This is a genomic window from Rhizobacter sp. P2_H3, assembly GCF_056403355.1.
On record NZ_JBFUFQ010000056.1, the window covers coordinates 1 to 23,384 of the forward strand.

At 69.3% G+C, this 23,384-nt stretch carries 22 protein-coding genes and 1 pseudogene; 16 read left to right on the forward strand and 7 right to left on the reverse strand.

Going from position 1 to position 23,384, the window contains the following annotated elements; genetic code table 11:
- Positions 1-436 (reverse strand): annotated as a pseudogene (locus tag AC1D1T_RS13120) (ComF family protein); the annotation flags it as partial.
- A 49-nt stretch (positions 437-485) separates the two neighbouring features.
- On the opposite strand from AC1D1T_RS13120, the gene AC1D1T_RS13125 reads away from it, so the two are divergent.
- The 8 genes from AC1D1T_RS13125 (at position 486) to AC1D1T_RS13160 (ending at position 6,881) form a co-directional block, all read left to right on the forward strand.
- A complete protein-coding gene (locus AC1D1T_RS13125) occupies positions 486-1,400 on the forward strand; it encodes a class I SAM-dependent methyltransferase (protein WP_156154602.1) in 915 nt (304 codons plus the stop codon).
- A gap of 145 nt (positions 1,401-1,545) precedes the next feature.
- Positions 1,546-2,109 (forward strand): DUF2244 domain-containing protein, encoded by a 564-nt coding sequence (locus AC1D1T_RS13130; RefSeq protein ID WP_082004059.1) that lies wholly within the window; start codon positions 1,546-1,548, stop codon positions 2,107-2,109.
- 28 nt (positions 2,110-2,137) lie between these two features.
- Entirely contained in the window at positions 2,138-3,313 is a 1,176-nt protein-coding gene (gene coxB, locus AC1D1T_RS13135) for a cytochrome c oxidase subunit II (RefSeq protein ID WP_477825935.1), read from the forward strand.
- Between the two features lie 63 nt (positions 3,314-3,376).
- Positions 3,377-5,011, forward strand: coding sequence for a cytochrome c oxidase subunit I (gene ctaD / locus AC1D1T_RS13140; RefSeq protein WP_477991965.1), 1,635 nt, complete (start codon positions 3,377-3,379; stop codon positions 5,009-5,011).
- Between the two features lies 1 nt (position 5,012).
- The gene (locus AC1D1T_RS13145; RefSeq protein WP_211191384.1) at positions 5,013-5,123 is read left to right on the forward strand and encodes a cytochrome oxidase small assembly protein; all 111 of its coding nucleotides are present in this window, start codon (positions 5,013-5,015) and stop codon (positions 5,121-5,123) included.
- 16 nt (positions 5,124-5,139) lie between these two features.
- A complete protein-coding gene (locus tag AC1D1T_RS13150; protein ID WP_477841020.1) occupies positions 5,140-5,724 on the forward strand; it encodes a cytochrome c oxidase assembly protein in 585 nt (194 codons plus the stop codon).
- Positions 5,721-5,957 carry a DUF2970 domain-containing protein gene (locus AC1D1T_RS13155; protein WP_047499735.1) on the forward strand — a complete coding sequence of 79 codons (237 nt, stop codon included), beginning with the start codon at positions 5,721-5,723 and terminating at the stop codon, positions 5,955-5,957. The genes AC1D1T_RS13150 and AC1D1T_RS13155 overlap by 4 nt, the downstream gene beginning before the upstream one ends.
- Before the next feature lie 39 nt (positions 5,958-5,996).
- Positions 5,997-6,881: a cytochrome c oxidase subunit 3 gene (locus tag AC1D1T_RS13160; RefSeq protein ID WP_477825937.1), complete on the forward strand. Its 885-nt coding sequence runs from the start codon at positions 5,997-5,999 to the stop codon at positions 6,879-6,881.
- Positions 6,882-7,007: 126 nt separating this feature from the next.
- On the opposite strand, the gene AC1D1T_RS13165 is transcribed toward AC1D1T_RS13160, so the two are convergent.
- Positions 7,008-7,226: a twin transmembrane helix small protein gene (locus tag AC1D1T_RS13165; RefSeq protein ID WP_465114114.1), complete on the reverse strand. Its 219-nt coding sequence runs from the start codon at positions 7,224-7,226 to the stop codon at positions 7,008-7,010.
- Between AC1D1T_RS13165 and AC1D1T_RS13170 the strand changes: the two genes are divergently transcribed.
- The 5 genes from AC1D1T_RS13170 to AC1D1T_RS13190 are packed head-to-tail and all read left to right on the forward strand — an operon-like array spanning position 7,225 to position 11,354.
- Entirely contained in the window at positions 7,225-7,956 is a 732-nt protein-coding gene (locus AC1D1T_RS13170) for an SURF1 family protein (protein WP_477825938.1), read from the forward strand. The two genes, AC1D1T_RS13165 and AC1D1T_RS13170, sit on opposite strands and share 2 nt — an antisense overlap.
- Positions 7,910-8,626: an SCO family protein gene (locus AC1D1T_RS13175; protein ID WP_477825939.1), complete on the forward strand. Its 717-nt coding sequence runs from the start codon at positions 7,910-7,912 to the stop codon at positions 8,624-8,626. Before AC1D1T_RS13170 ends, AC1D1T_RS13175 begins: the two co-directional genes overlap by 47 nt.
- Before the next feature lies 1 nt (position 8,627).
- A complete protein-coding gene (locus tag AC1D1T_RS13180; protein WP_477841026.1) occupies positions 8,628-9,800 on the forward strand; it encodes a COX15/CtaA family protein in 1,173 nt (390 codons plus the stop codon).
- Positions 9,801-9,819: 19 nt separating this feature from the next.
- Positions 9,820-10,740, forward strand: a complete 921-nt coding sequence (cyoE, locus tag AC1D1T_RS13185) for a heme o synthase (RefSeq protein WP_477829070.1) — start codon at positions 9,820-9,822, stop codon at positions 10,738-10,740.
- Positions 10,741-10,742: 2 nt separating this feature from the next.
- Positions 10,743-11,354 (forward strand): SCO family protein, encoded by a 612-nt coding sequence (locus AC1D1T_RS13190; protein WP_477829069.1) that lies wholly within the window; start codon positions 10,743-10,745, stop codon positions 11,352-11,354.
- A 60-nt stretch (positions 11,355-11,414) separates the two neighbouring features.
- Here the strand turns inward: AC1D1T_RS13190 and rpoH are convergent, their stop codons facing one another.
- Complete coding sequence (rpoH, locus tag AC1D1T_RS13195) at positions 11,415-12,350, reverse strand: RNA polymerase sigma factor RpoH (protein WP_465114173.1); 936 nt, start codon at positions 12,348-12,350, stop codon at positions 11,415-11,417.
- Positions 12,351-12,686: 336 nt separating this feature from the next.
- Between rpoH and ggt the strand changes: the two genes are divergently transcribed.
- Positions 12,687-14,306: a gamma-glutamyltransferase gene (gene ggt, locus AC1D1T_RS13200; protein ID WP_477827908.1), complete on the forward strand. Its 1,620-nt coding sequence runs from the start codon at positions 12,687-12,689 to the stop codon at positions 14,304-14,306.
- Here ggt and AC1D1T_RS13205 read toward each other — a convergent pair whose 3' ends face one another.
- Entirely contained in the window at positions 14,307-17,516 is a 3,210-nt protein-coding gene (locus AC1D1T_RS13205; RefSeq protein WP_477991966.1) for a CHASE domain-containing protein, read from the reverse strand. It lies immediately after the preceding gene.
- A gap of 54 nt (positions 17,517-17,570) precedes the next feature.
- Positions 17,571-18,461 (reverse strand): aldo/keto reductase, encoded by an 891-nt coding sequence (locus tag AC1D1T_RS13210; RefSeq protein WP_047499756.1) that lies wholly within the window; start codon positions 18,459-18,461, stop codon positions 17,571-17,573.
- A 150-nt stretch (positions 18,462-18,611) separates the two neighbouring features.
- Between AC1D1T_RS13210 and AC1D1T_RS13215 the strand changes: the two genes are divergently transcribed.
- Positions 18,612-20,396, forward strand: a complete 1,785-nt coding sequence (locus tag AC1D1T_RS13215) for a sensor domain-containing diguanylate cyclase (RefSeq protein ID WP_477991967.1) — start codon at positions 18,612-18,614, stop codon at positions 20,394-20,396.
- Positions 20,397-20,412: 16 nt separating this feature from the next.
- On the opposite strand, the gene ychF is transcribed toward AC1D1T_RS13215, so the two are convergent.
- Positions 20,413-21,507: a redox-regulated ATPase YchF gene (gene ychF / locus AC1D1T_RS13220; RefSeq protein ID WP_047499760.1), complete on the reverse strand. Its 1,095-nt coding sequence runs from the start codon at positions 21,505-21,507 to the stop codon at positions 20,413-20,415.
- Positions 21,508-21,607: 100 nt separating this feature from the next.
- Here ychF and AC1D1T_RS13225 point away from each other — a divergent pair, with 100 nt between their 5' ends.
- Positions 21,608-22,480, forward strand: coding sequence for a pirin family protein (locus AC1D1T_RS13225; RefSeq protein WP_477825479.1), 873 nt, complete (start codon positions 21,608-21,610; stop codon positions 22,478-22,480).
- On the opposite strand, the gene AC1D1T_RS13230 is transcribed toward AC1D1T_RS13225, so the two are convergent.
- Positions 22,452-23,378: a DMT family transporter gene (locus tag AC1D1T_RS13230; RefSeq protein WP_477825480.1), complete on the reverse strand. Its 927-nt coding sequence runs from the start codon at positions 23,376-23,378 to the stop codon at positions 22,452-22,454. The genes AC1D1T_RS13225 and AC1D1T_RS13230 overlap by 29 nt on opposite strands.
- Positions 23,379-23,384: the final 6 nt, after the last annotated feature.

The following is a 23,384-nucleotide window of genomic DNA, read 5'->3' on the forward strand; positions in this document are numbered from 1 at the left end:
GGCGCGCGTCGGCGCGGGCCGGGCTGGCGGCCGCGAGCCGCCGGGCCAGCTCCCAGGCCTGGTTGAAGCCGCGCTCGCGCAGCCGCTCCGGCGCGAGCGGCACCGGCAGCAGCCACTGCGGCCACGCGGCTGCATCGCGCTGGCGCGCCGCGAGAACGCGCGCGGCCAGCGCATCCGCCAGGTCGAGCGCGCCGCTGAACTTGAAGCGGGTGACCAGGCCGGACCACGGGTGGGCGTAGCCGGCGCCGGCATACGCTGCATCGAAAGGGGGTGGGTTCAGCACGCAGGCCCCGCAGGTGGCCACACCCGCCGGCACCTCGAGTGCGCAGCGCGTGCAGCGTGGTGAGGTGTCGGCGAAGCGCTGCACGCAGGCCCGGCAGACGCGGGCTGCCGGGCCGCTGTCCCAGCCCTGGCACACCGCGCACGAAGAGGGCATGTGGCGGAGCAGGCGCGAGAAGATCACCGGCTCAATATACTGCCCGCCGATGAGCGATTCCCCAGCGGCCGACACCTCGCGGCGCTTCGACCGTGCGGTCGTCGCGCAGGCGCTGCGCCGGCTGGCCGTGGCCCCACAGGCACCCTGGCTGCACGGCGAGATCGCGCGGCGCATGGCCGAGCGGCTCGCGATCGTGCGCAAGCAGCCGGACGCGATCGCCGACTGGTGGAGCTTCGGCGGCGCCGGTGCCGAGCACCTGGCGCGCGCCTACCCCCAGGCGCGGCGCATCGCGGTCGAGCCGACACCGGCGCTGCGCGAGCGCAGCGCGCAGCTCGCGAAGGCGCCGTGGTGGTCGCCGAAGCGCTGGAGCGGCGCACCGGTGACGGTGCTGTCCGCCGACCAGGTCGAGCCCGGCAGCGTGCAGCTGGTCTGGGCCAACATGATGCTGCAGGCGGTGTTCGACCCGCCGGTGGTGCTCGGCCAGTGGCAGCGCGCGCTGGCGGTCGACGGCTTCGCGATGTTCTCGTGCTTCGGCCCCGACACGCTGAAGGAGTTGCGCGCGCTGTACCGCCGCCTCGGCTGGGCCGTGCCGGCGGCCGATTTCGTCGACATGCACGACCTCGGCGACATGCTGGTGCAGGCCGGTTTCGCCGATCCGGTGATGGACCAGGAGCTGATCACGCTGACCTGGGCGAGCCCGCAGGCGCTGCTCGCCGAACTGCGCGGCCTGGGCGGCAACGCGGCGCCGGAACGCTTCGCCGGGCTGCGCACGCCGCGCTGGCGCGAGCGCCTGCACGCCGGGCTGCAGGGCCTGGCCGGGCCGGACGGCCGCATCTCGATGAGCTTCGAAGTCGCCTACGGCCACGCGTTCAAGGCACCGCCGCGCGTGCCGCTGGCGGCCGAGACGACGGTGTCGCTGGACGACATGCGTGCGCTGGTGCGCGCGCGCCAGGGTTCGCGCTGAGGGCCGCGTCGTGGCGGCCTGCGCTAAACTCGCGGGCTTGAAAAATGCGGATTCGTCCGGGGTGCGCGGCCAGGGGTGCGGCAGCGCGGGTCGGAGAGGGTCCGTCGAAGAACAGATCTCTGGAGGCAACTGGAGAAGGCGCAGTATGTCCACAAGCTCGTCGGCGGCGTGGCAGCCCTCGGCACCCCGGGCAGAGTTTCGCTTCGGTCACGAATCCCGCGGGGAGGGTGGCCCGGCAGGCTGGTCGATCGACTGGCTGCTCAAGCGCAACTGCTCGATGGCGCCCAGGCAGCTGCTCGCGTTCTACCTGTCGTTGTGCGTCCTGTCGCTGGGCATTGCCGCGATGTTCTGGTTCCAGGGGGCGCGAATGATCATGACCTTCACCTGGATCGAGCTGTCAGCCCTGGGCCTGGCGCTGTGGGTGTACGCACGCCACGCGACCGACAGCGAGAGCATCGTGCTGCGTGATGACCGGCTGACGGTGGAAGTCGCGAACGGGCCGCAGGTCGAGCGGGTGGAGTTCCAGCCCGCCTGGGTGCGGGTGGAGCCGGCGCATGGCGACCAGTCGCTGATCGAGTTGTCGGGCCAGGGGCGGCGGATTGCGGTGGGGCGCTTCGTGCGGCCCGAGCTGCGCAGCCAGCTGGCGCAGGAATTGCGCCATGCGCTGCGGCGCTGGCAACAAGGGGCGGCGCGGCTGTCTCCGGTGTGATTTTGGGATAACTGAAACGACCATGATGATGAAGCAGACGAAAACACTTTGGCGGCGGGCGGGAGAGATCAGCCTGGGCCTGGGCGCCGCGTTGGCCACATCGGCTGCCATGGCCGTCAACAGCCTGCCGGGAGGACCGGCCGTCAACCAGCTCGACCTGCACCCGCCGGTCACCGCGATCGCCGCCGAGCAGCGCTGGCTGCACTACTTCGTGCTGACGATCTGCGTCGTCATCTTCCTCGGCGTGTTCGGCGTGATGTTCTATTCGATCATCAAGCACCGCAAGAGCAAGGGCGCCAAGCCGGCCAACTTCCACGAGAGCACCACGGTCGAGATCATCTGGACCATCGTGCCCTTCGTCATCGTGATCCTGATGGCGCTGCCGGCGACCAAGGCGGTCGTCGCGATGAAGGACACCAGCGCGGCCGACCTGACGATCAAGGCCACCGGCATCCAGTGGAAGTGGGGCTACGACTACCTGAAGGGCGAGGGCGAAGGCATCGGCTTCGTCTCGACGCTCGACGTGACGCAGCGCGAGATGTCCGACTCCGGCAAGCCGTCCGGCGACGACTACCTGCTGAAGGTCGACAACCCGCTGGTCGTGCCGGTCGACAAGAAGGTGCGCGTGATCACCACCGCGACCGACGTGATCCACGCCTTCATGGTGCCGTCGTTCGGCATCAAGCAGGACGCCATCCCCGGCTTCGTGCGCGACACCTGGTTCCGTGCCGAGAAGATCGGCGACTACTACGGCCAGTGCGCCGAGCTGTGCGGCAAGGAACACGCCTACATGCCGATCCACGTGAAGGTGGTCTCGGCCGCCGACTACACGAAGTGGGTCGACGGCAAGAAGAAGGAAATGGCCGCCGCCGCCGAYGATCCTGCCAAGGTGTGGGAGCAGCCCGCGCTGCTCGCGCGCGGCGAGAAGGTCTATGCGGCGAACTGCGCCGCCTGCCACCAGCCGAACGGCCTGGGCGGCGGCCCGATCAAGCCGCTGGACAAGTCGCCGGTCGTGCTCGACGCCGACAAGACCAAGCAGATCCATGTGGTGCTGAACGGCCAGAACAACGGCGCGATGCCGTCGTGGAAGCAGCTGTCGGACACCGATCTGGCCGCGGTCATCACCTACACGAAGAACAACTGGTCGAACAAGACCGGCCAGACCGTGCAGCCGTCGGAAGTGCTCGCTGAGCGCAAGCAATAACGCAAGCGACAACGCAAGCAAGAACGCAAGCAACAAGCCAGAGTCGCCCAAAGGAAGCTACCCATGAGCGCAGTTCTCGATCCGCACGGCCACGGCCACGACACCCACGCCGGGCATGATGATCATGCCCACCACCCGCACGGCTGGCGCCGCTGGGTCTACGCGACCAACCACAAGGACATCGGCACGCTGTACCTGCTGTTCTCGTTCACGATGCTGATCGTGGGCGGGATGCTGGCGCTGCTGATCCGTGCCGAGCTGTTCCAGCCGGGCCTGCAGATCGTCAACCCGCAGCTGTTCAACCAGCTGACGACGATGCACGGGCTGATCATGGTGTTCGGCGCGATCATGCCGGCCTTCGTCGGCTTCGCGAACTGGATGGTGCCGCTGCAGATCGGCGCGCCCGACATGGCGTTCGCGCGCATGAACAACCTGAGCTTCTGGCTGCTGATCCCGGCCGCGCTGATGCTGGTGGGTTCGTTCTTCATGCCCGGCGGCGCGCCGGCGGCCGGCTGGACGCTGTATGCGCCGCTGACGCTGCAGATGGGGCCGTCGATGGATGCCGGCATCTTCGCGATGCACATCATGGGCGCGAGCTCGATCATGGGCTCGATCAACATCATCGTCACCATCCTCAACATGCGCGCGCCCGGCATGACGCTGATGAAGATGCCGATGTTCTGCTGGACCTGGCTGATCACCGCCTACCTGCTGATCGCGGTGATGCCGGTGCTGGCCGGCGCGATCACGATGACGCTGACCGACCGCCACTTCGGCACCAGCTTCTTCAACCCCGCCGGCGGCGGCGACCCGGTGATGTACCAGCACATCTTCTGGTTCTTCGGCCACCCCGAGGTGTACATCATGATCCTGCCGGCGTTCGGCATCGTGAGCCACATCGTGCCGGCCTTCGCCCGCAAGCGCCTGTTCGGCTACACCTCGATGGTGTACGCCACCGCGTCGATCGCGATCCTGTCGTTCATCGTCTGGGCGCACCACATGTTCACGACCGGCATGCCGGTCACCGGCCAGCTGTTCTTCATGTACGCGACGATGCTGATCGCGGTGCCCACCGGCGTGAAGATCTTCAACTGGATCGCGACGATGTGGCGCGGATCGATGACCTTCGAGACGCCGATGCTGTTCGCGGTCGGCTTCATCTTCGTGTTCACGATGGGTGGCTTCACCGGCCTGATCCTCGCGATGGCGCCGGTCGACATCCAGCTGCAGGACACCTACTACGTGGTGGCGCATTTCCACTACGTGCTGGTGGCCGGCTCGCTGTATGCGATGTTCGCCGGCTTCTACTACTGGGCGCCGAAGTGGACCGGCGTGATGTACAGCGAGACGCGCGGCAAGATCCATTTCTGGGGCTCGCTGATCTCGTTCAACCTGACGTTCTTCCCGATGCACTTCCTGGGCCTGGCCGGCATGCCGCGACGCTATGCCGACTACCCGATGCAGTTCGCCGACTTCAACATGGTCGCGTCGATCGGCGCGTTCTGGTTCGGGCTGATGCAGGTCTACTTCTTCCTCTTCATCGTCGTGCCCTGCRTGCGTGGCAAGGGCGAGCCGGCGCCGCAGAAGCCGTGGGAAGCCGCCGAAGGGCTGGAATGGGAAGTGCCGTCGCCCGCGCCGTTCCACACCTTCGAGCACCCGCCGAAGCTGAACGCGGCCGCCACCAAGGTGATCGGCTGACATGACGCCCGAGCAGAAGAAGAACAACCGCCGGCTGGGATGGATCCTGGCCTCGGTGGCCATCGTCTTCTTCATCGGCTTCATGGCCAAGGCCGCTCTCTTCGGGCTGTGATGCGGACTCTGATGCCATGAACGACAAAGGCCTGAAGACCGACAACCTGCGCATGGCGGGCAAGCTGGTCGTGGTGGCCGTCGTGATGGCCGGTTTCGGCCTGGCGATGGTGCCGATGTACCGCTCGATCTGCGAAGCGCTCGGCGTCAACGTGCTGTCGCTGTCGGAGCGCGCGGTGCCGGGCAATTCGGATGCGCCGAGCAGGAACACGCAGGTCGACGCGAGCCGCACGATCACGGTGGAGTTCGATGCCAACGCGCGCGGGCCGTGGGAGTTCAAGTCGATGCAGCGTTCGATCGATGTGCACCCGGGCGAGCTCGCGACGGTGATGTACGAGTTCCGCAACGTGCAGGACCGCACGATGACCGCGCAGGCGATCCCGAGTTACGCGCCGAAGCAGGCCTCGCCGCATTTCAACAAGCTCGAGTGCTTCTGCTTCAGCGAGCACACGCTGAAGCCGGGCGAGAGCAAGCAGTGGCCGGTGGTGTTCGTGATCGACCCGAAGCTGCCGAAGGAYGTGAAGACGATCACGCTGTCGTACACCTTCTTCGAGGTGGCGGGCGGCAAGGTGGCGGCGGTGTCGAAGGAGCCTCGTTCATGAGCGATGGCCTGAAGGATGCGGTCAAGCGCCGCGGCTCGTTCCTGATGACGATGAAGGCGGTTGCCTGGTCGTTCTTCGGCGTGCGCAAGTCGGGCGACTACGAGAAGGATGTGGAGCAGCTGAACCCGGTGCACCTGATCATCGCGGGCGTCCTCGGCGCCGCGCTGTTCGTGATCGTGCTCGTGGTGCTGGTGCAGTGGGTGTTGGCCAGCGGTGTCGCCACCGCGAGCTGAAGAGCAAGAGACAGACAGATCGGACTAGCAGGAGAACACATGTCGTCAGCGACGCATTCGGGCCAGGCCCCTCACTATTTCGTTCCGGCGCCTTCGCGGCACCCGGTGATGGCCGCCTTCGGCCTGCTGCTGGTGATCTTCGGTGCCGGCCAGTGGGTCAACGGCCACGGCTGGGCGGCGTACGTGCTGCTGTTCGGGCTGCTGTGGTGGGCCTTCGTGCTGAAGCAGTGGTTCGGCGACGCGATCGGCGAGAGCGAGGGCGGGCTCTACAGCGACCGCATCGATGTCTCGTACCGCTGGAGCATGAGCTGGTTCATCTTCTCCGAGGTGATGTTCTTCGGCGCCTTCTTCGGCGCGCTGTTCTGGGCGCGGCTGCATGCGGTGCCCAACCTCGCGAGTTTCGACAACGCGATCCTGTGGCCCGATTTCAAGGCGATCTGGCCGAGTTCGGGCGTGGGCTTCACCGCGGCGCCGGCCGGCACGGTCGAGCCGTTCCGCACGATGGGCCCGTGGCCGATCCCGACCATCAACACCGCGCTGCTGCTGACTTCGGGCGTCACGCTGACGATCGCGCACCATGCGCTGATCGCCGGCCAGCGCGCGAAGACGATCACCTTCATGTGGATCACGGTGCTGCTGGGCATCCTGTTCCTGACGCTGCAGGGCTACGAGTACCACCATGCGTACAGCGAGCTGAACCTGAAGCTGTCGTCGGGCATCTACGGCTCGACCTTCTTCATGCTGACCGGCTTCCACGGCTTCCACGTGTTCGTCGGCATGCTGATGCTGCTGTTCATCACGCTGCGCCTGCAGCGCGGGCACTTCACGCCGCAGCGCCACTTCGGTTTCGAAGGCGCCGCGTGGTACTGGCACTTCGTCGATGTGGTGTGGCTCGGCCTCTACATCGTCGTGTATTGGCTCTAGACAGGGCCCCCCAGTCGCTTCGCTCCTGCCCCCGAGGGGCGCCTCCCCTCGGCCCGGCGGAGCCGGATCCTGGGGAGTTGCTGGATGGAAAGAGCGCCTTGCGGCGCTCTTTTTCATTCGCGGTGATCAGCTCGTGCGGATGCCCGTCGGTTGGATCCAGCCCATCCAGTAGCTGAACAGGATGATCGCGAACAGCAGGACCGAGAGACCCACGCGTACGGCGAGCGCACGCATCATGTTCCCCGTCTTCGGCTTGCCATCGCGGCCGTCGCGCATCATGAAGACACCGGCGAATGCCAGCGCGCCGATGATGAGGACGAAGGCGACGCCGATCAGGTATTTCATGGGCACCGATTATTCCACCCGCACTCTCGCCGCGATCGTGCTGATCGCCACCGTGCTGGGCATGGGCATCACCGCCCGGCTCGGCATGTGGCAGCTGAGCCGGGCCGCGCAGAAGCAGGCGCTGCAGACGGCCCTCGACGAGCGCGGCCACCTGGCGCCGCTCGACGATGCGACGCTCGCGCGCACCGCGCCCGAGGCCGAGGCCCAGCACTACCGGCCGGTGCGCCTGCAGGGCGAGTGGCGGACGGCGGCCACCGTCTTCCTCGACAACCGGCAGATGAACGGCCGGCCGGGCTTCTTCGTCGTGACGCCGCTCGTGCTGCCGGGCGGCGATGCGGTGCTGGTGCAGCGCGGCTGGGCACCGCGCGACATGGTCGACCGCACCCGCGTGCCGAGCGTGCCGACGCCCGCCGGCCGCGTCGAGGTGCGCGGGCTGATCGCCCCGCCTCCCGCACGGCTGTTCGACTTCGCGGGCGGTGCCCCCGGTACCATCCGGCAGAATCTCGACCTCGCGGCGTTCGCGAAGGAGGTCGGCGTGACGCTGCGGCCGCTGTCGGTGCAGCAGCTCGACGAACCGGCCGATGGCCTGTCGCGCCACTGGCCCGCTCCCGCGGTCGACATCCACAAGCACTATGGGTACGCGTTCCAGTGGTTCGCGATGTGCGCACTGATGGCAGGTCTGTATGTCTGGTTCCAACTCCTCCGTCCCCGGCTCCGGCGCCGTGCCTGACAGCCCGCTCAACTTCAGCGTGCATTCGCTGCCGTCGCCCGCGCTGGCCGACGAGCAGCGCCGCACCGCGGCAGGCCGCCTGCGCATGCTGCTGGTGCTGGCGGTGTGCGCCGCGCCGGTGATCGCGTCGTACTTCACCTACTTCGTGATCCGGCCCGAGGGCCGCACCAACTACAGCGAGCTGATCACACCGGGGCGGCCGATGCCGGACGACCTCGGGCTGCGCACGCTGGGCGGCGAGCCGGTGGCGGCCGCAGCCTTGCGCGATCAGTGGCTGATCGTCGTGGTCGGCGACGCGGCCTGCGACAAGACCTGCGAAGACCATCTCTACCTGCAGCGGCAGATCCGCGAGTCGCTCGGCCGCGAGAAGGAGCGTGTCGACAAGGTCTGGCTCGTCACCGGCGCGGGCGCGCCGCGGCCGGAGGTGATGCAGGCGATCTCGGTCGGCACGCCGGCCTCGGTGCTGCGGGTCTCGCGCGAACGGCTCGCGGCCTGGCTCGCGCCGGCCGAGGGGCAGGTACTGTCGCAGCACATCTACCTCGTCGATCCGATGGGGCAGTGGATGATGCGGGTGCCGCCGAAGCCCGATGCGGCCCGGCTGAAGCGCGACATTGAAAAATTGTTGCGCGCGTCGGCCTCGTGGGACCAGCCCGGACGCCCGGCGCGTTGAGATGAGCGCGGTGGCGTCCTATGACCTGAGCCCGCTGGCCACGATGGCGCTGGTGGCGGTGCTGCTCGCGACCGGCCCGCTGGTGTGGATCGTGCTGCGGCACCGCCGCGCGCACCCGGCGACGCGGCTGCGCGCCCTCACGGTGATGACGCTGTTCCTCACCTTCGACCTGGTGCTGTTCGGCGCCTTCACGCGGCTCAGCGATTCCGGCCTCGGCTGCCCCGACTGGCCCGGCTGCTACGGCAACGCCAGCCCGCTGGGCGCGCAAGGCCACATCGAGGCGGCGCAGACGGCGATGCCCGGCGGCCCGGTCACGCACGGCAAGGCCTGGGTCGAGATGGTGCACCGCTACCTTGCGGGCGGGGTCGGCGTGCTGATCATCGCGATCACGATCGCGGCGTGGCGGCAGCGGCGGCGCGACGCACGCGCGTTGTCACCGTGGTGGGCGACGGCGACGCTCGGCTGGGTCTGTGTGCAAGGCGCGTTCGGCGCGCTGACCGTCACGATGAAGCTGTTCCCCGCCATCGTCACGCTGCACCTGCTCGGCGGGCTCGGGCTGCTGATGCTGCTCGCGGTGCAGGCCCAGGTCCAGGCCCAGGCCAATGACCCCCACCGGCCGTCGCTCGCGATGCCGGCTTCGCTGCGCCGCGCGGTGTGGGCGGTGCTCGCGATCGCCCTCGCCCAGGTGACGCTGGGCGGCTGGGTCAGCACGAACTACGCGGTGCTCGCCTGCACCGATTTCCCGACCTGCCAGGGCGAGTGGTGGCCGGCGATGGATTTCGAGCACGGCTTCGCGGTCTGGCGCGAGCTGGGTGCCGGCAAGGACGGCGGCTTCCTGCCGTTCGCCGCGCTGACGGCGATCCACGTGGTGCACCGCATCGGCGCGTTCGTGACCTTGTCGGCGCTGCTGCTGCTGGCCTGGCGACTGCATGCGAGCGGCGAGCCGGCGCTGCGCCGCTGGGCGCTGCGCTTCGCGGCGGTCGCGGCCTGGCAACTGGCCAGCGGGCTCGGCAACGTGGTGCTCGGCTGGCCGCTGGTGGCGGCACTGGCCCACACCGGCGGCGCCGCGGCGCTGCTCACGCTGCTGGCGGCGCTGCTGGCGCGTGCGCATGTGGACGTTTTGTCCGTCGGGCGGCGTTCTCCCGCGGCTGCGGCCTGGGGGCACGCCTCGTAAAATCAGCGGTTCGCTGCCCATGTCCAACACCTTGACCACCCCTGCCGCCACGGACACCCGCGTCGCCCATCCGCCGCGCTGGCGGCAGTTCTACGCGCTGACCAAGCCGCGCGTGGTGCAGCTGATCGTGTTCTGCGCCGTCATCGGCATGCTGCTCGCGGTGCCGGGCCTGCCGGACTGGAAGCCTGCACTGGCAGGCACGGCAGGCATCTGGTTGGTGGCGGCCGCAGCGGCGGCGTTCAACTGCCTGGTCGAGCAGCACATCGACGCGAAGATGGCCCGCACCGCCTGGCGGCCGACCGCCAAGGGCGAGCTGACCAACACGCAGACGCTGCTGTTCTCGGGCGTGCTGTGCGCCATCGGCAGTGCCGTCCTGTACCTGTTCGTGAACCCGCTGACGATGTGGCTGACCTTCGCCACCTTCATCGGCTACGCGGTGATCTACACCGTGGTGCTGAAGCCGCTGACACCGCAGAACATCGTGATCGGCGGTGCGTCGGGCGCGATGCCGCCGGTGCTCGGCTGGGCGGCGATGCGCGGCGAGGTCGGCCCCGAGGCGCTGATGCTGTGCCTGATCATCTTCCTGTGGACGCCGCCGCATTTCTGGGCGCTGGCGCTGTACCGCGTCGAGGACTACCGCAAGGCCGGCCTGCCGATGCTGCCGGTCACGCACGGTAACGAGTTCACGCGGCTGCAGGTGCTGCTGTACACCTTCGTGCTGTTCGCCGCGACGCTGCTGCCGTTCGTGTTCGGCATGAGCGGCTGGCTCTACCTGGCCGCGGCCGTGGTGCTGGGTGCGATGTTCACCGGCTACGCATGGAAGCTGTGGCGCTCGTATTCCGATGCGCTTGCGCGCCGCACCTTCCTGTTCTCGATCTGGCACCTGTCGCTGCTGTTCGCAGCGCTGCTGGTGGACCACTACCTGAGCCCCCTGCTGTGACGATGCAACGCCGATTCCTTGCCACCGCGTTCCTGTTCGCTGGTGTCGGCCTGCTGGCCGGCTGCGACAAGCTGCCGCAGCTCGCGTCGTCGACGCAGGCCTTCAAGGCGGTCGACATCACCGGTGCCGACTACGGCAGCGGCCTGTCGCTGCCCGACCAGAACGGCAAGACGCGCACGCTGGCCGATTTCAAGGGCAAGCTGACGGTCGTGTTCTTCGGCTACACGCAGTGCCCCGACGTCTGCCCGACCACGATGGCCGAGCTCGCCCAGGTCAAGAAGGCGCTTGGTGCCGACGGCGACAAGGTGCAGGGCGTGTTCATCACGATCGACCCGGAGCGCGACACGCCGGAGATCCTGAAGGCGTACATGGGCAGCTTCGACCCGAGCTTCGTTGCGCTGCGCGGCACGCCCGAGCAGACCGCGGCGGTCGCGAAGTCGTTCAAGGTGTTCTACGCCAAGGTGCCCGGCAAGACCGAGGGCAGCTACACGATGGACCACACCGCCGGCTCGTACGTGTTCGACACGAGCGGCAAGCTGCGGTTGTTCACGCGCTACGGCAGCGGCAGCGAGGCGTTGAAGTCGGACCTGCAGGCCTTGCTGAAGAGCACCTGAAACGCCTCCCGCACAAAAGGAAAGGGCCCCGAGGGGCCCTTCGTGCTTTCCGTCCGGCGCTCACGCCGCTTCGGTCAGCGCCTTGCGCATCTTCTTCATCGCGGCGACCTCGATCTGCCGGATGCGCTCGGCGCTGACGCCATACTCGCCGGCCAGGTCGTGCAGCGTCATGCCGCCCGAGCTGTCGTCGTTCACCTTCAGCCAGCGCTCCTCGACGATGCGGCGGCTGCGTGCGTCGAGCGCGTCGAGCGCCTGCGCGATGCCGTCGCCGGCCAGCCAGTCGCGGCGCTGCGCCTCGATCACGCGGGTCGGCTCGCTGCTGTCGTCGGCCAGGTAGGCGATCGGCGCGTAGCTTTCCTCGCTGTCGTCGCCTTGCGGTTCGAGGGCGATGTCGCCGCCGGACAGGCGGGTCTCCATCTCGAGCACTTCCTCGCGCTTGACGTTCAGTTGCTGCGCGACGCGGTCGATCTCGGCCTGCGTCAGCGTGGCACGGTGCGTCGAGCCGTCGGCGGCGTCTTCCTTCATGCTCTGCTTCATCGAGCGCAGGTTGAAGAACAGCTTGCGCTGGGCCTTGGTCGTCGCGACCTTCACCATGCGCCAGTTCTTCAGGATGTACTCGTGGATCTCCGCCTTGATCCAGTGCATCGCGTAGCTGACCAGGCGCACGCCCTGGTCCGGGTCGAAGCGCTTGACGGCCTTCATCAGGCCGACGTTGCCTTCCTGGATCAGGTCGCCGTGCGGCAGGCCGTAGCCGAGGTACTGGCGCGAAATCGACGCCACCAGGCGCAGGTGCGACAGCACCAGCTTCCCGGCGGCTTCGACATCGCCGTGCTCGCGCAGCCGGCGCGCGAACGACACTTCTTCTTCGTGCGTCAGCAGCGGGATGCGATTGATCGCCGACATGTACGCATCGAGGTTGCCCAGCGAGGGCACCATCGCGAACGGGTCGCGCAGTGTCAGGGCGGTATCGGGGGACAGGGTCTTCGTGAGGCTCATGGAAGCATCAGACATGCTGAAATTCCTTTCGTTCCCTTGATATTAGCACTCGACTTCGGAGAGTGCTGATGGCGCCGGACGGTCCATCCGTCAGAGGGGCAATGTGAGCAAATACTTGCAACAAAACGTCGGCAAATCTTGTGCCTATCCCCACTGACTGCAAGGCTTTGCGACTATCCTGCCGAATTCCAACCACTGGTGCCATCCGGTACCTCCGAGGAGAACGTCACGATGAAGACCCGTCGTCTGCTGAAGAGTTTCGTGGTATCCGCCGCAACGGTGTGTTGCTGGACGGTACATGCCGCGTCGATCGCACCGGCCGCCGCCGAGAACGGCATGGTCGTCACCGCGCAGCATTACGCGACGCAGGTGGGCGTGGACGTGCTGAAGAAGGGCGGCAACGCGGTGGATGCGGCGGTCGCGGTCGGCTATGCGCTGGCGGTGGTCTACCCGGCGGCCGGCAACCTGGGCGGCGGCGGCTTCATGACGATCCAGCTGGCCGACGGCCGCAAGACCTTCCTCGACTTCCGCGAGAAGGCGCCGCTCGCCGCGACGCCGAACATGTACCTCGACGCGAGCGGCAACGTGATCAAGGGCCTGAGCACCACCGGCCACCTGGCGGTCGGCGTGCCTGGCACGGTGTCCGGCCTGGAGCTGGCGCGGGCGAAGTACGGCACAATGAAGCGGGCGCAGCTGATCGCACCGGCGATCGGCTTCGCCGAGAAGGGCTTCGTGCTGGACCAGGGCGATGTCGACATGCTGCTGACCTCCACCGAAGACTTCCGCAAGGACCCGGCCTCCGGGGCGATCTTCCTGAACAAGGGCCAGCCGTTCCAGCCCGGCCAGCGCCTGGTGCAGAAGGACCTCGCGAAGACGCTGCGGCTGATTTCGCGGAAGGGCGAGGCCGGCTTCTACAAGGGCTCGGTGGGTGCCGCCATCGTCGCCTCCAGCCAGGCCGGCAAGGGCATCCTCACGCAGGCCGACCTTGACCAGTACAAGACCCGCGAACTCGCGCCGGTCGAGTGCGACTACCGCGGCTATCGCATCGTCTCGGCTCCGCCGCCGAGCTCGGGCGGGGTCGTGATCTGCGAGATCCTGAACGTGCTCGAAGGCTACCCGCTGAAGGACCTGGGCTACCGCTCGGCGCAGTCGGTGCACTACCAGATCGAGGCGATGCGCCATGCCTACGTCGACCGCAACAGCTACCTGGGTGACCCGGACTTCGTCAAGAACCCGCTCGACCGGCTGCTCGACAAGGGCTATGCCGAGAAGATCCGCGGCGTGATCGATCCGGCCAAGGCCGGCGTGTCGAAGGACATCAAGCCCGGCGTCGAGCCGCACGAGGGCAGCAACACGACGCACTACTCGATCGTCGACAAGGAGGGCAATGCGGTGGCCGTGACCTACACGCTGAACGACTGGTTCGGCGCCAAGGTCACCGCGGCGAAGACCGGCGTGATCCTGAACGACGAGATGGACGACTTCACCGCGAAGATCGGCGTGCCGAACATGTACGGCCTGGTGCAGGGCGAGGCGAACGCGATCGCCCCGGGCAAGCGGCCGCTGAGCTCGATGAGCCCGACCATCATGTCGCGCGACGGCAAGCCGGTGATGGTGACCGGCACGCCCGGCGGCAGCCGCATCATCACGGTGGTGGTGCACACGATCCTGAACGTCGTCGACTACGGGATGAACGTGCAGGAAGCGGTCGATGCGCCGCGCTTCCACCAGCAGTGGCTGCCGGAGGCGACCAACGTCGAGGTCAATGCGCTGAGCCCCGACACGCGCAAGATCCTGACCGACATGGGGCACAAGCTCGGCAACCCGCAGCCGGCTAACCATGTGGCGGCAATCCTGGTGGGGGCGCCGTCGCTGGGTGGCAAGCCGATCGGCAAGAACCGGTTCTATGGTGCCAACGATCCCCGTCGCAACACGGGCCTGGCGCAAGGGTTCTAGTTATCCAAAGCGGGTTTCCACGTCGTCGAGCACCGCATCGACGACGCCGAGCAACTGGCTCACGCTGACCGGCTTGGTCAGGTACTGCCGGGCGCCGGCCGCCATCGCGGTCTCGATCTGGCTGCCCAGCGCATCGGCCGACACCACCACCACCGGGATGCCCGCGGTGCCCGGGTCGGCCTTCAGGTGGCGCAGCAGCTCCATGCCGTCGATGTCGGGCAGGTGCATGTCGAGCAGGATCAGGTCGGGCCGGCGCGCGCGGATCGCCGCCAGGCCGTCCAGCCCGGTCACCGAGACGTCGAACTGCACCTGCGGCCGGCGCGCCAGGATGCCGCGCATCACCTCGACGTTGGTCTCGTTGTCCTCGACGTAGTGGACGATGCGCTGGTGGTAGCTGCCGGTCTCGGGCGCGATCTCGTCCAGCCCGACCGGCGCGCTCTCGGCGGGGCTGGCACGCGGCAGCGTCAGGATGAACGACGAGCCCTCGCCCGCGGTGCTGCGCGCGCGCACCGAGCCGCCCATCAGCTCGGCCAGCCGCTGGCTGATCACGAGGCCGATGCCGGTGCCCTCCAGCGACGAGCGCTCGCGCCCGAGCCGGTTGAACGGCTGGAACAGCTGCGACAGCTGCTGCGGCGTCATGCCCAGGCCGGTGTCGGTGATCGTGATCTCGACGCAATCGCGATGGCCTCCACCGCCTCCACCACCCCCGCCGCGGCGCGACGCGACATGGATGCGCCCGCCCTCGGTGTTGTACTTCACCGCGTTGCTCAGCAGGTTGATCAGGATCTGCTTCACGCGCGTGGCGTCGCCGGTGACGCGCGCGGCGCTGTCGGCCAGCTCCTGCGTGATCGTGATGCCGCGGCGACGCGCGTCCTGCTCGACCAGCGACAGCGCCGCGGCCACCGCCTCGTGCAGGTCGAGCGCATCGGACTGCAGGTTCAGCGTGCCCGATTCGATGCGCGACAGGTCGAGCACGTCGTTGATCATGTCCAGCAGGTGCCAGCCGGCGCTCTGGATCTGCGTGACCCAGGGCCGCTGCGCGATCGGCAGCGGGTGGTTCTGGTCCAGCTCGAGCAGCTGTGCGAAGCCGAGCATCGCGTTCAGCGGCGTGCGCAGTTCATGGCTCATGCGCGACAGGAAATCGCTCTTCGCGCGGTTCGCCGCCTCGGCCAGCTCGCGCGCCCGCTCGGCCTCGGCCAGCCGCAGGTGCTCGGTGATGTCCTCGACCACGCCGACGATGCGCCGCGGCTGGCCCTGCACGTCGCGCAGCAGCGTGACGATGGTCTGCACCCACACCTGGCGCCCGTCGCGCGTGACGTAGCGGCCCTGGCGCCGGTACATCGGGATCTCGCCGCGCAGCAGCTGGCTCGTCATCTCGAGGTCCTGCGCGCGGTCGTCGGGGTGCGTGAGCGCGGCGACGTTCATGTCGACCAGCGCCTCGGCGCCGTAGCCGGTCAGGTCGCAGTACTGCGGATTCACCTGCTTCACGTTGCCGTGCAGGTCGGTGTAGACGACGCCGATCGGCACGTGGTTCAGGATGTTGCGGAAGCGCTGCTCGCTCTCGCGCAGGTCGGACTCGGTGCGCTGGCGTTCGGCGATCTCGCGCTGCAGCGCCGCGGTGCGGTCGTTGACGGCGGCCTCGATGCGGCGCGTGCGGCCGGTCACCGTCAGCATCAGTGCGCCCAGCATCGAGGTCGCGAGCAGCCCCACCAGCGAGAACAGCAGCGCGTTGCGCTCGTGCACGTGCGGCACCGCGGAGCGGGTCGAGGTGACGCGCAGATCCCATTGCCGCCCGGCGAACGCGAACGAGCGCACGTGCGACAGGTCGGCCGACAGCGTCTCGCAGCCGGTGCTGCCGGCCAGGCGCCGCCGCTCGGCGATCGGATCGGTGTCGACGATGCAGACGTCGAGGTAGTGCGGCAGCGAGCTCTGGAACGAGCGCAGCGCATCGTCCATGCGCAGCGTCACGAACACCACGCCGCGCGCCGCCGCGACCCGGTCGCTGACGGTGGTCGGCATGCCGTTGTAGATGGCCTGGTAGATGACGACGCCGGTCTGCGTGCCGCTGCCGTCCTGCGTCAGCAGGAAGCCGGCGCTGGCGGCCGGCCGGTCGGTGCGCACGGTCGAATCGATCGCCGTGCGCGCCGCGGCGATCGAGCGGGTGTTGACGCCCAGCGCTGCGGCGTTCGGCGCCTGCGGCTCGATGTAGCGGATCGCCGCCACGGTGTCGTCGGGTGACGGCTTGAAGCCGGAGTCGAAGCGGTCGAACACGTGGTAGCCGGGCAGGCCGGCCGCGCGCACGCGGGCCTCGAAGGCCGGCACCTGCGAGCGCGGCATCAGCTCGGTCCAGCCGAGCCCCTGCAGGTGGCCGCTGACCTCGAGCCAGGCGGCGGCGGCGCGGTGCATCTCCTCGCGCGTGACGTCGTCGGACGAGATCATCACGCCGCGCAATGCTTCCAGCGCATGCAGCGGATACTGCAGCTGCGCGGCGAGGTTGGACGACGCATGGACCGCATCGCGCTCGAACGCCGCCTGCACGCGGGCGTCTTCCCATTGCGCGACCTGGCGCACGCCGAGCGCCATCAGCAGCGTGGCGATGCCGAGTGTCAGGCCGACGGTGCGGCGGCGCGCGGCCCATTCGTCGCGCGGCTGGCCGATCAGCGTCAGCGCGATCGGCGTGCCGATCAACACGCCCAGCGCATCGCCGGCCCACCAGGTCCACCAGTTGAAGGCCAGCTCGCCGAGCGGCTCGCGGCCGGCCAGCCACAGCGCGAGCGTCGCGATGCTGCAGCTGACGAGGCTCGCGGCGACCGCGCCGAGCCCGAAGAAGAGCGCGATGTCGCGCGGCTCGCTCAACGTGAACGGCCGGTGCACGAAGCGCTGCACCAGGGCCGCGGCGAGCGCCGCCTGCAGCATGGCGCCGACGGCGATCGTGGCCGGCACCGCCAGGCCCGCGAGGCTGAACCCCGCCTGCTCGATGCCGATGCCGGCGTTGACCAGGAACGAGCCGATCAGCACCCCGGGCAGCACCCGCCAGCCGTAGGCCAGCAGGCAGGCCAGCGCGATGCCGGCGGACGGGTACAGCGGCGAAGCGAGGCTCGGCGGGATCGCCAGCAGCAGCGCTGCCCAGCCGACCACCGCATAGGCGACGGCGGTGCCCGCCAGCGCGAGCGGCCAGTGCGGCGTGGGGCGGGGCGTCGCTGGCGTCATCGAATCGATGGGGCGAGGTGGGGGCAAGGGGAGCCTACCACCTCGATCGGCCGGTCAGGGCACTTCGTGGCCGGCGCCGGCTTGCCAGATTTCGGTCCAGGACTCGGCGTCCAGCTTCAGTTGCAGCGCGGCCAGCGCCTCGCGGATCGCCTCCAGCCGGTGCGAGCCGGTCAGCGGATGCGGGCGGGTCGGGTGGCGCAGCAGCCAGGCGTAGGCGACGGTCGCGGCGCTGACGCCGTGGCGCTGCCCGACAGCCTGCAGCGCGGCCTGCACGCGGCGTGCGCGTTCATCGCCGCCGGTCAGCAGCGCGCCGCCTGCGAGAGGCGACCAGATCATCGGCCGCAGGCGCAGCCGCTGGCACTGGTCCAGCGTGCCGTCGTGCAGCGGGGACAGGTGCAGCGGGTGCAGCTCGACCTGGTTGGTGGCCAGCGCGATGCGGCTGTTCAGCAGCTCGAACTGCGCCGGCGTGAAGTTCGACACCCCGAAGGCCCGCACCTTGCCGGCCTGGCGCAGCGCGGTGAAGGCCTCGGCCACGTCGTCGGCGTCCATCAGCGCATCGGGGCGGTGGATCAGCAGCAGGTCGAGGTGGTCAGTCTGCAGCGCCCGCAGCGAGTTCTCGACGCTGCGCGTGATGTGCGCCGCCGAGGTGTCGTAGTGCTTGACCCGGTGCTCGGGCCGGGCCTCGCCGAGCAGCCGGATGCCGCACTTGCTGACCAGCTGCATGTGCTGGCGCAGCATCGGCTTGAGCGCGAGCGCTTCGCCGAACAGCGTCTCGACGCGGTAGCCGCCGTAGATGTCGGCGTGGTCGAAGCTCGTCACGCCGAGCTCCATGCAGTGCTCGATCCAGTGCAGGCGCTGTTCGGCGGTCCAGCCCCAGTCGGCCATGCGCCAGGCGCCGGCGACGATCGGGGAGAGGGCGAGGTTGGGGGCGTTGACGGGGCTCATGGCGGCGGCCGGGTGGCGGCTGGATGGGAGAAAGCCAGAGCGTAACAGTCCGTTTCGCTTGCGCTGCATCGGGCGAATCCCGACGATATCGACGCCAGAATGCGCGCCGCCCTCCCTCACGACCCACCGCCGCTTCACCGGACCCCCGTCTTGTCGTCCCGCTGCCCCCGATTCCTGCGCCTGTTGTTGCTGCTGCTCGCCGTGCTGCCTGCCTGGTGCGCTGCGGCGACGCTGCAGCTGACGGTGCACGGCCCGGCGCGCAGCCTGGCCGACGGGGCGGAGTTCCGCGTCGACCCGACCGGACAGGCGTCGGCCCAGGCGGTGCTGGCCGAGACCGGCGGCTGGCAGCCGCTGCCGGACGACGAGGTGTTCGGTGCGCGCTGGCCGGCCGTGACCTGGGTGCGCTTCAGCGTGCAGGTGGGGGCGGGCAGCGAGGCCGACTGGTTCCTCGAGCTGCCGCACGCGACGCTGATGCGCGCCCAGGTGTACCGCGTCGGGCCCGACGCGCGCATCGGGGCACCGCAGGCGAGCGGCGTGCTGACGCCGATCTCGCAGTGGCCGGTGCGCGCGTCGCTGCCGGTGTTCCAGCTGCACGCCGATGCGCAGCGCGCCACCACCTACCTGCTGCGCCTGGAGCATCCAGCCACGCTCGGCGGCGCGCCGCTGATCCGCAGCCCGCGCGACCTGCTCGAAAGCCAGGGCACGGCCCAGCTCTTCATCGGGGCGTACTTCGGGCTCGCGCTGCTGGCCTTGCTGTACGTGGTGGTGCAGGCGCTGGTCCACCGCGACGGCGCGCTCGGCTGGTGCAGTGCCTACCTGGTGGCGATGATCCTGACGCTCGCCTGCCTGAGCGGCCTGGTCCACCAGACGCCGATCGGCGAGGAGCCGGCGCTGAGCGCCGCGCTGTTGATGCTGAGCCCGGTGCTGCTCGGTGCGGTCGGGCTGGGTTTCCTGCGCTCGGCGGTGCCGCAGGCGGTGATCGGCCCGCTCGAGCGGGCGCTGGTGTGGCTGTGCATCGTGCTGGCCGCGCTGCTGACGGCCGCCTACCCGTTCCTCGACCTGGCCGAACGCTGGTTCCTGACGCGCTCGTTCGGTGCGCTGTCGATGCTGGTGGGCGGCGGCCTGCTGGTGCGTTCGCTGCGGTGGCAGCTGCCGCACGTGCGCTGGCTGGCGGCCGGCCAGATCGTGCTGGGGGCCGGGGCGGCATTGCCGCTGCTGAAGGGCTTCGGCGTGGTGGCCAGCGGGCTGTTCTCGCAGTACGGGCTGCTGTTCGCGAGCGCGATCGACCTGCCGCTGCTGCTGTATGCGATGTCGCTGCTGCGGCGCGACCACGACGTGGTGTCGGCGCGGCTGCGCGAGGCGGCGCAATACGACCTGGTGACCGGCCTGCTGCGTCCGAAGGAGCTGCTGCCGCGGCTCGCGCAGATGAAGTTCCGCAGCCAGCGGCACGCCATCCGCAGCGCGGTCGTGATGTTCGAGGTCGTCAACCTGCGCGACATCCGGCTGCGCCAGGGCGCGTCGATCGCCGAGCAGGCGCTGCTGCTGGCCGGCCGGCAGGTGCAGCAGGGCCTGCGTGCATCCGATGTCGTGGTGCGCTTCAACGAGCAGCGGGTGGTCGCGCTGCTGGACGGCGTGGCCAACCCCGGCGAGGTGCTGATGACCGTGCACCGCATCATCCACCAGGCCCAGCACTACACCGGCGAGCTGCCGGGCGCCGAGACGCTGCAACTGCACGCGGTGGTGGCACACCTGCCGGAGGACCGGCGCGACACGCCGCAGGCGCTGGTCGACGCGCTGGTGTCGCACCTCGGCCGCATGCGCCCGGGCAGCGGGGCGCGGCTGCGCCAGCTGACGACGCTCGCGCCGCAGCGCCAGCGGCCGCGCTGGTGGCGCAAGTGGTTGAAGACRCGGCCTTGGGAGGMGGGGGCGGAGTAGGCGGCGCTGTCGGGACTCAGACGTTGAACAGGAAGTTCATCACGTCCCCATCCTTCACCACGTACTCCTTGCCTTCGGCGCGCATCTTGCCGGCGTCCTTCGCGCCCTGCTCGCCCTTGAACGCGATGAAGTCGTCGAAGCCGATGGTCTGCGCGCGGATGAAGCCGCGCTCGAAGTCGGTGTGGATCACGCCGGCCGCCTGCGGCGCGGTGTCGCCGATGTGGATGGTCCAGGCGCGCACCTCCTTCACGCCGGCGGTGAAGTAGGTCTGCAGCCCGAGCAGGCTGAACGCCGCACGGATCAGCCGGTTCAGGCCCGGCTCGCTCTGCCCCATCTCCTGCAGGAACATCAGCCGGTCTTCGTCCGGCATGTCGGCCAGTTCGGCCTCGGTCTTCGCGCAGATCGCCACCACCGGCGCCTTCTGGCCCTCGGCGTAGGCGCGAAGCTTGTCGAGGTAGGGGTTGTTCTCGAAGCCGCCCTCGTCGACGTTGCCGACGAACATCGCCGGCTTCGCGGTGATCAGGCACAGCGGCTTCAGGATGACCTGCTCCTCCTTGCTGAACGCGATGCCGCGCACCGGCTTCGCCTCGTTCAGCGCCGCCTGGCACTTCTGCAGCACGTCGACCAGCTTGGCCGCTTCCTTGTCGTTGCCGGACTTCGCCGCCTTGATCGAGCGTTGCAGCGTCTTCTCGACCGTCGCCAGGTCGGCCAGGCACAGCTCGGTCTGGATCACCTCGATGTCGGAGATCGGGTCGACCTTGCCGGCGACGTGGATCACGTTCTCGTCGTCGAAGCAGCGCACCACGTTGACGATCGCATCCGTCTCGCGGATGTGGGCCAGGAACTGGTTGCCCAGGCCCTCGCCCTTGGACGCACCGGCCACCAGCCCGGCGATGTCGACGAACTCGACGATCGCCGGCACGATGCGCTCGGGTTTCACGATCGCCGACAGGGCCTGCAAGCGCGGGTCGGGCAGCTCGACGATGCCGACGTTCGGCTCGATCGTGCAGAACGGGTAGTTCTCGGCCGCGATGCCGGCTTTCGTCAGCGCGTTGAAAAGGGTGGACTTGCCGACGTTGGGCAGGCCCACGATGCCGCATTTGAGGCTCATGGAGGGGGCTTTCGCAGGTCGAGAGAGAGGGGCGAATTTTAAGCGCTCGGCCTACACTGCCCGCTCGACCCCGTTCCAGACCCCTTCGAGGAACCCTCCGATGCTCGAACTCCTGCGCCTGAATCCGCACACCAAGGACCTCGGCGGCGGCTTCACCGTGCGCCGGCTGCTGCCCTCGTCGCAGCAGCAATCGGTCGGCCCCTTCCTGTTCTTCGACCACTTCGGCCCCATCACCGCCCAGCCGAGCGACAACCACGACGTGCGCCCGCACCCGCACATCGGCCTGGCCACCGTCACCTACCTGTTCGAAGGCGCGATGCTGCACCGCGACAGCACCGGCATCGTGCAGCGCATCGAGCCCGGCGCGATCAACTGGATGACGGCCGGCCGYGGCATCACCCACTCCGAACGCGCGCCCGACGACCTGCGCCACGTGACGCGCCGCAGCCATGGCCTGCAGCTGTGGGCCGCGCTGCCGGCCGAGCACGAAGAAGACGCGCCGAGCTTCTCGCACACCGCGGCGGCGGCGATTCCCGCGCTGACGGTGGGCGGCACTGCGGTGCGCGTGCTGATCGGCAGCGCGTTCGACGTCGTCTCGCCGACCCCGACGCTGTCGCCCACCCTCTACGCCGACCTGGCGCTGCCGCCGGGCGGCCGCCTGCAGGTGCCGGCCGCGGCGCAGCAGCGGGCGCTGTACGGCATCGACCACGGCTTCACGCTCGACGGCCAGGCGGTGCCGCCGGGCGAGATGGTCGTGCTGCCCGAAGGCACCGAGCCGCTGCTCGAGGCGCCGCAGGGCGCACGCGTGATGCTGATCGGCGGCGAGCCGCTCGGCCACCGCTTCATGTGGTGGAACTTCGTCTCGAGCCGCAAGGACCGCATCTCCGAGGCCGCCGACGACTGGGCGGCCCAGCGCTTCGCTGTCGTGCCCGGCGAGACCGAGTTCATTCCGCTGCCGGAGCGCCGGCCCTGACCTGGGTAACCGCGGCCGGCGTGCTGCGGCGCAGCATCAGCACGTTGCCGGCCACCGCCAGCGCCGCGCCGATGGCGGTCAGCCCATCCGGCTCGTAGTGCTCGAAGGCCATCGAGACGGCCAGCGCGAGCAGCGGCGTCATCACGCCGATGCTGCCGGCCGGGCCCGGCCCGAGGCGCTGCATCAGCGTCAGGTAGCAGGCGAAGGTCAGCACCGAGCCGGCCAGCGACAGGTACAGCAGCGCGATCCACCATGACGCGATCGCCGGCAGCGCCATCGGCTGCCCGCCGGCCAGCGCCGCGATGAAGCAGCACAGCGCGCCGTACAGCATGCCGAAGCCGAGGGCCGGCCAGAACGGCAGCCCGCGCGCGCCGTTGCGGCTCGCCGCCAGGCTGCCGACGCCCGACAGCAGCACCGCGCCGACCGTGAACAGCGCACCCAGCGTGGTGTTCGCCGCGTCGCGCGCCTGGCCGAATTCCGGCCAGAAGACGAGCGCGACGCCGGCCAGCCCGAGCATGCCGCCGGCGATGAAGCGCGGCCCGACCGCGACGCCGAACAGCCAGCGTGCGCCGAGCCCAGTGATCAGCGGCGAGGCCGAGTAGCCGACCGCGACCAGCCCCGACGGCAGCAGCCGCTCGGCGTGGTAGACGCACAGGTACGACACGCCGTACAGGAACACGCCCTGCAGCGCGAACCAGGCGTGCTGGCGCGGCGCGAAACGCAGCGAGATGCCGCGCGCCGCGGCGAACGCGAGGATCACCGCGCCGGCCAGCGCGAAGCGCAGCGCGACGCCGAACTCCGGCGTCGTGACGCCGACCTGGTACGTGATCGCATGCCAGGTCGTGCCCCAGGTCAGCACGCAGACGGCGAACAGCTGCCAGTTGCGAAGGCGCGCCACCTCAGG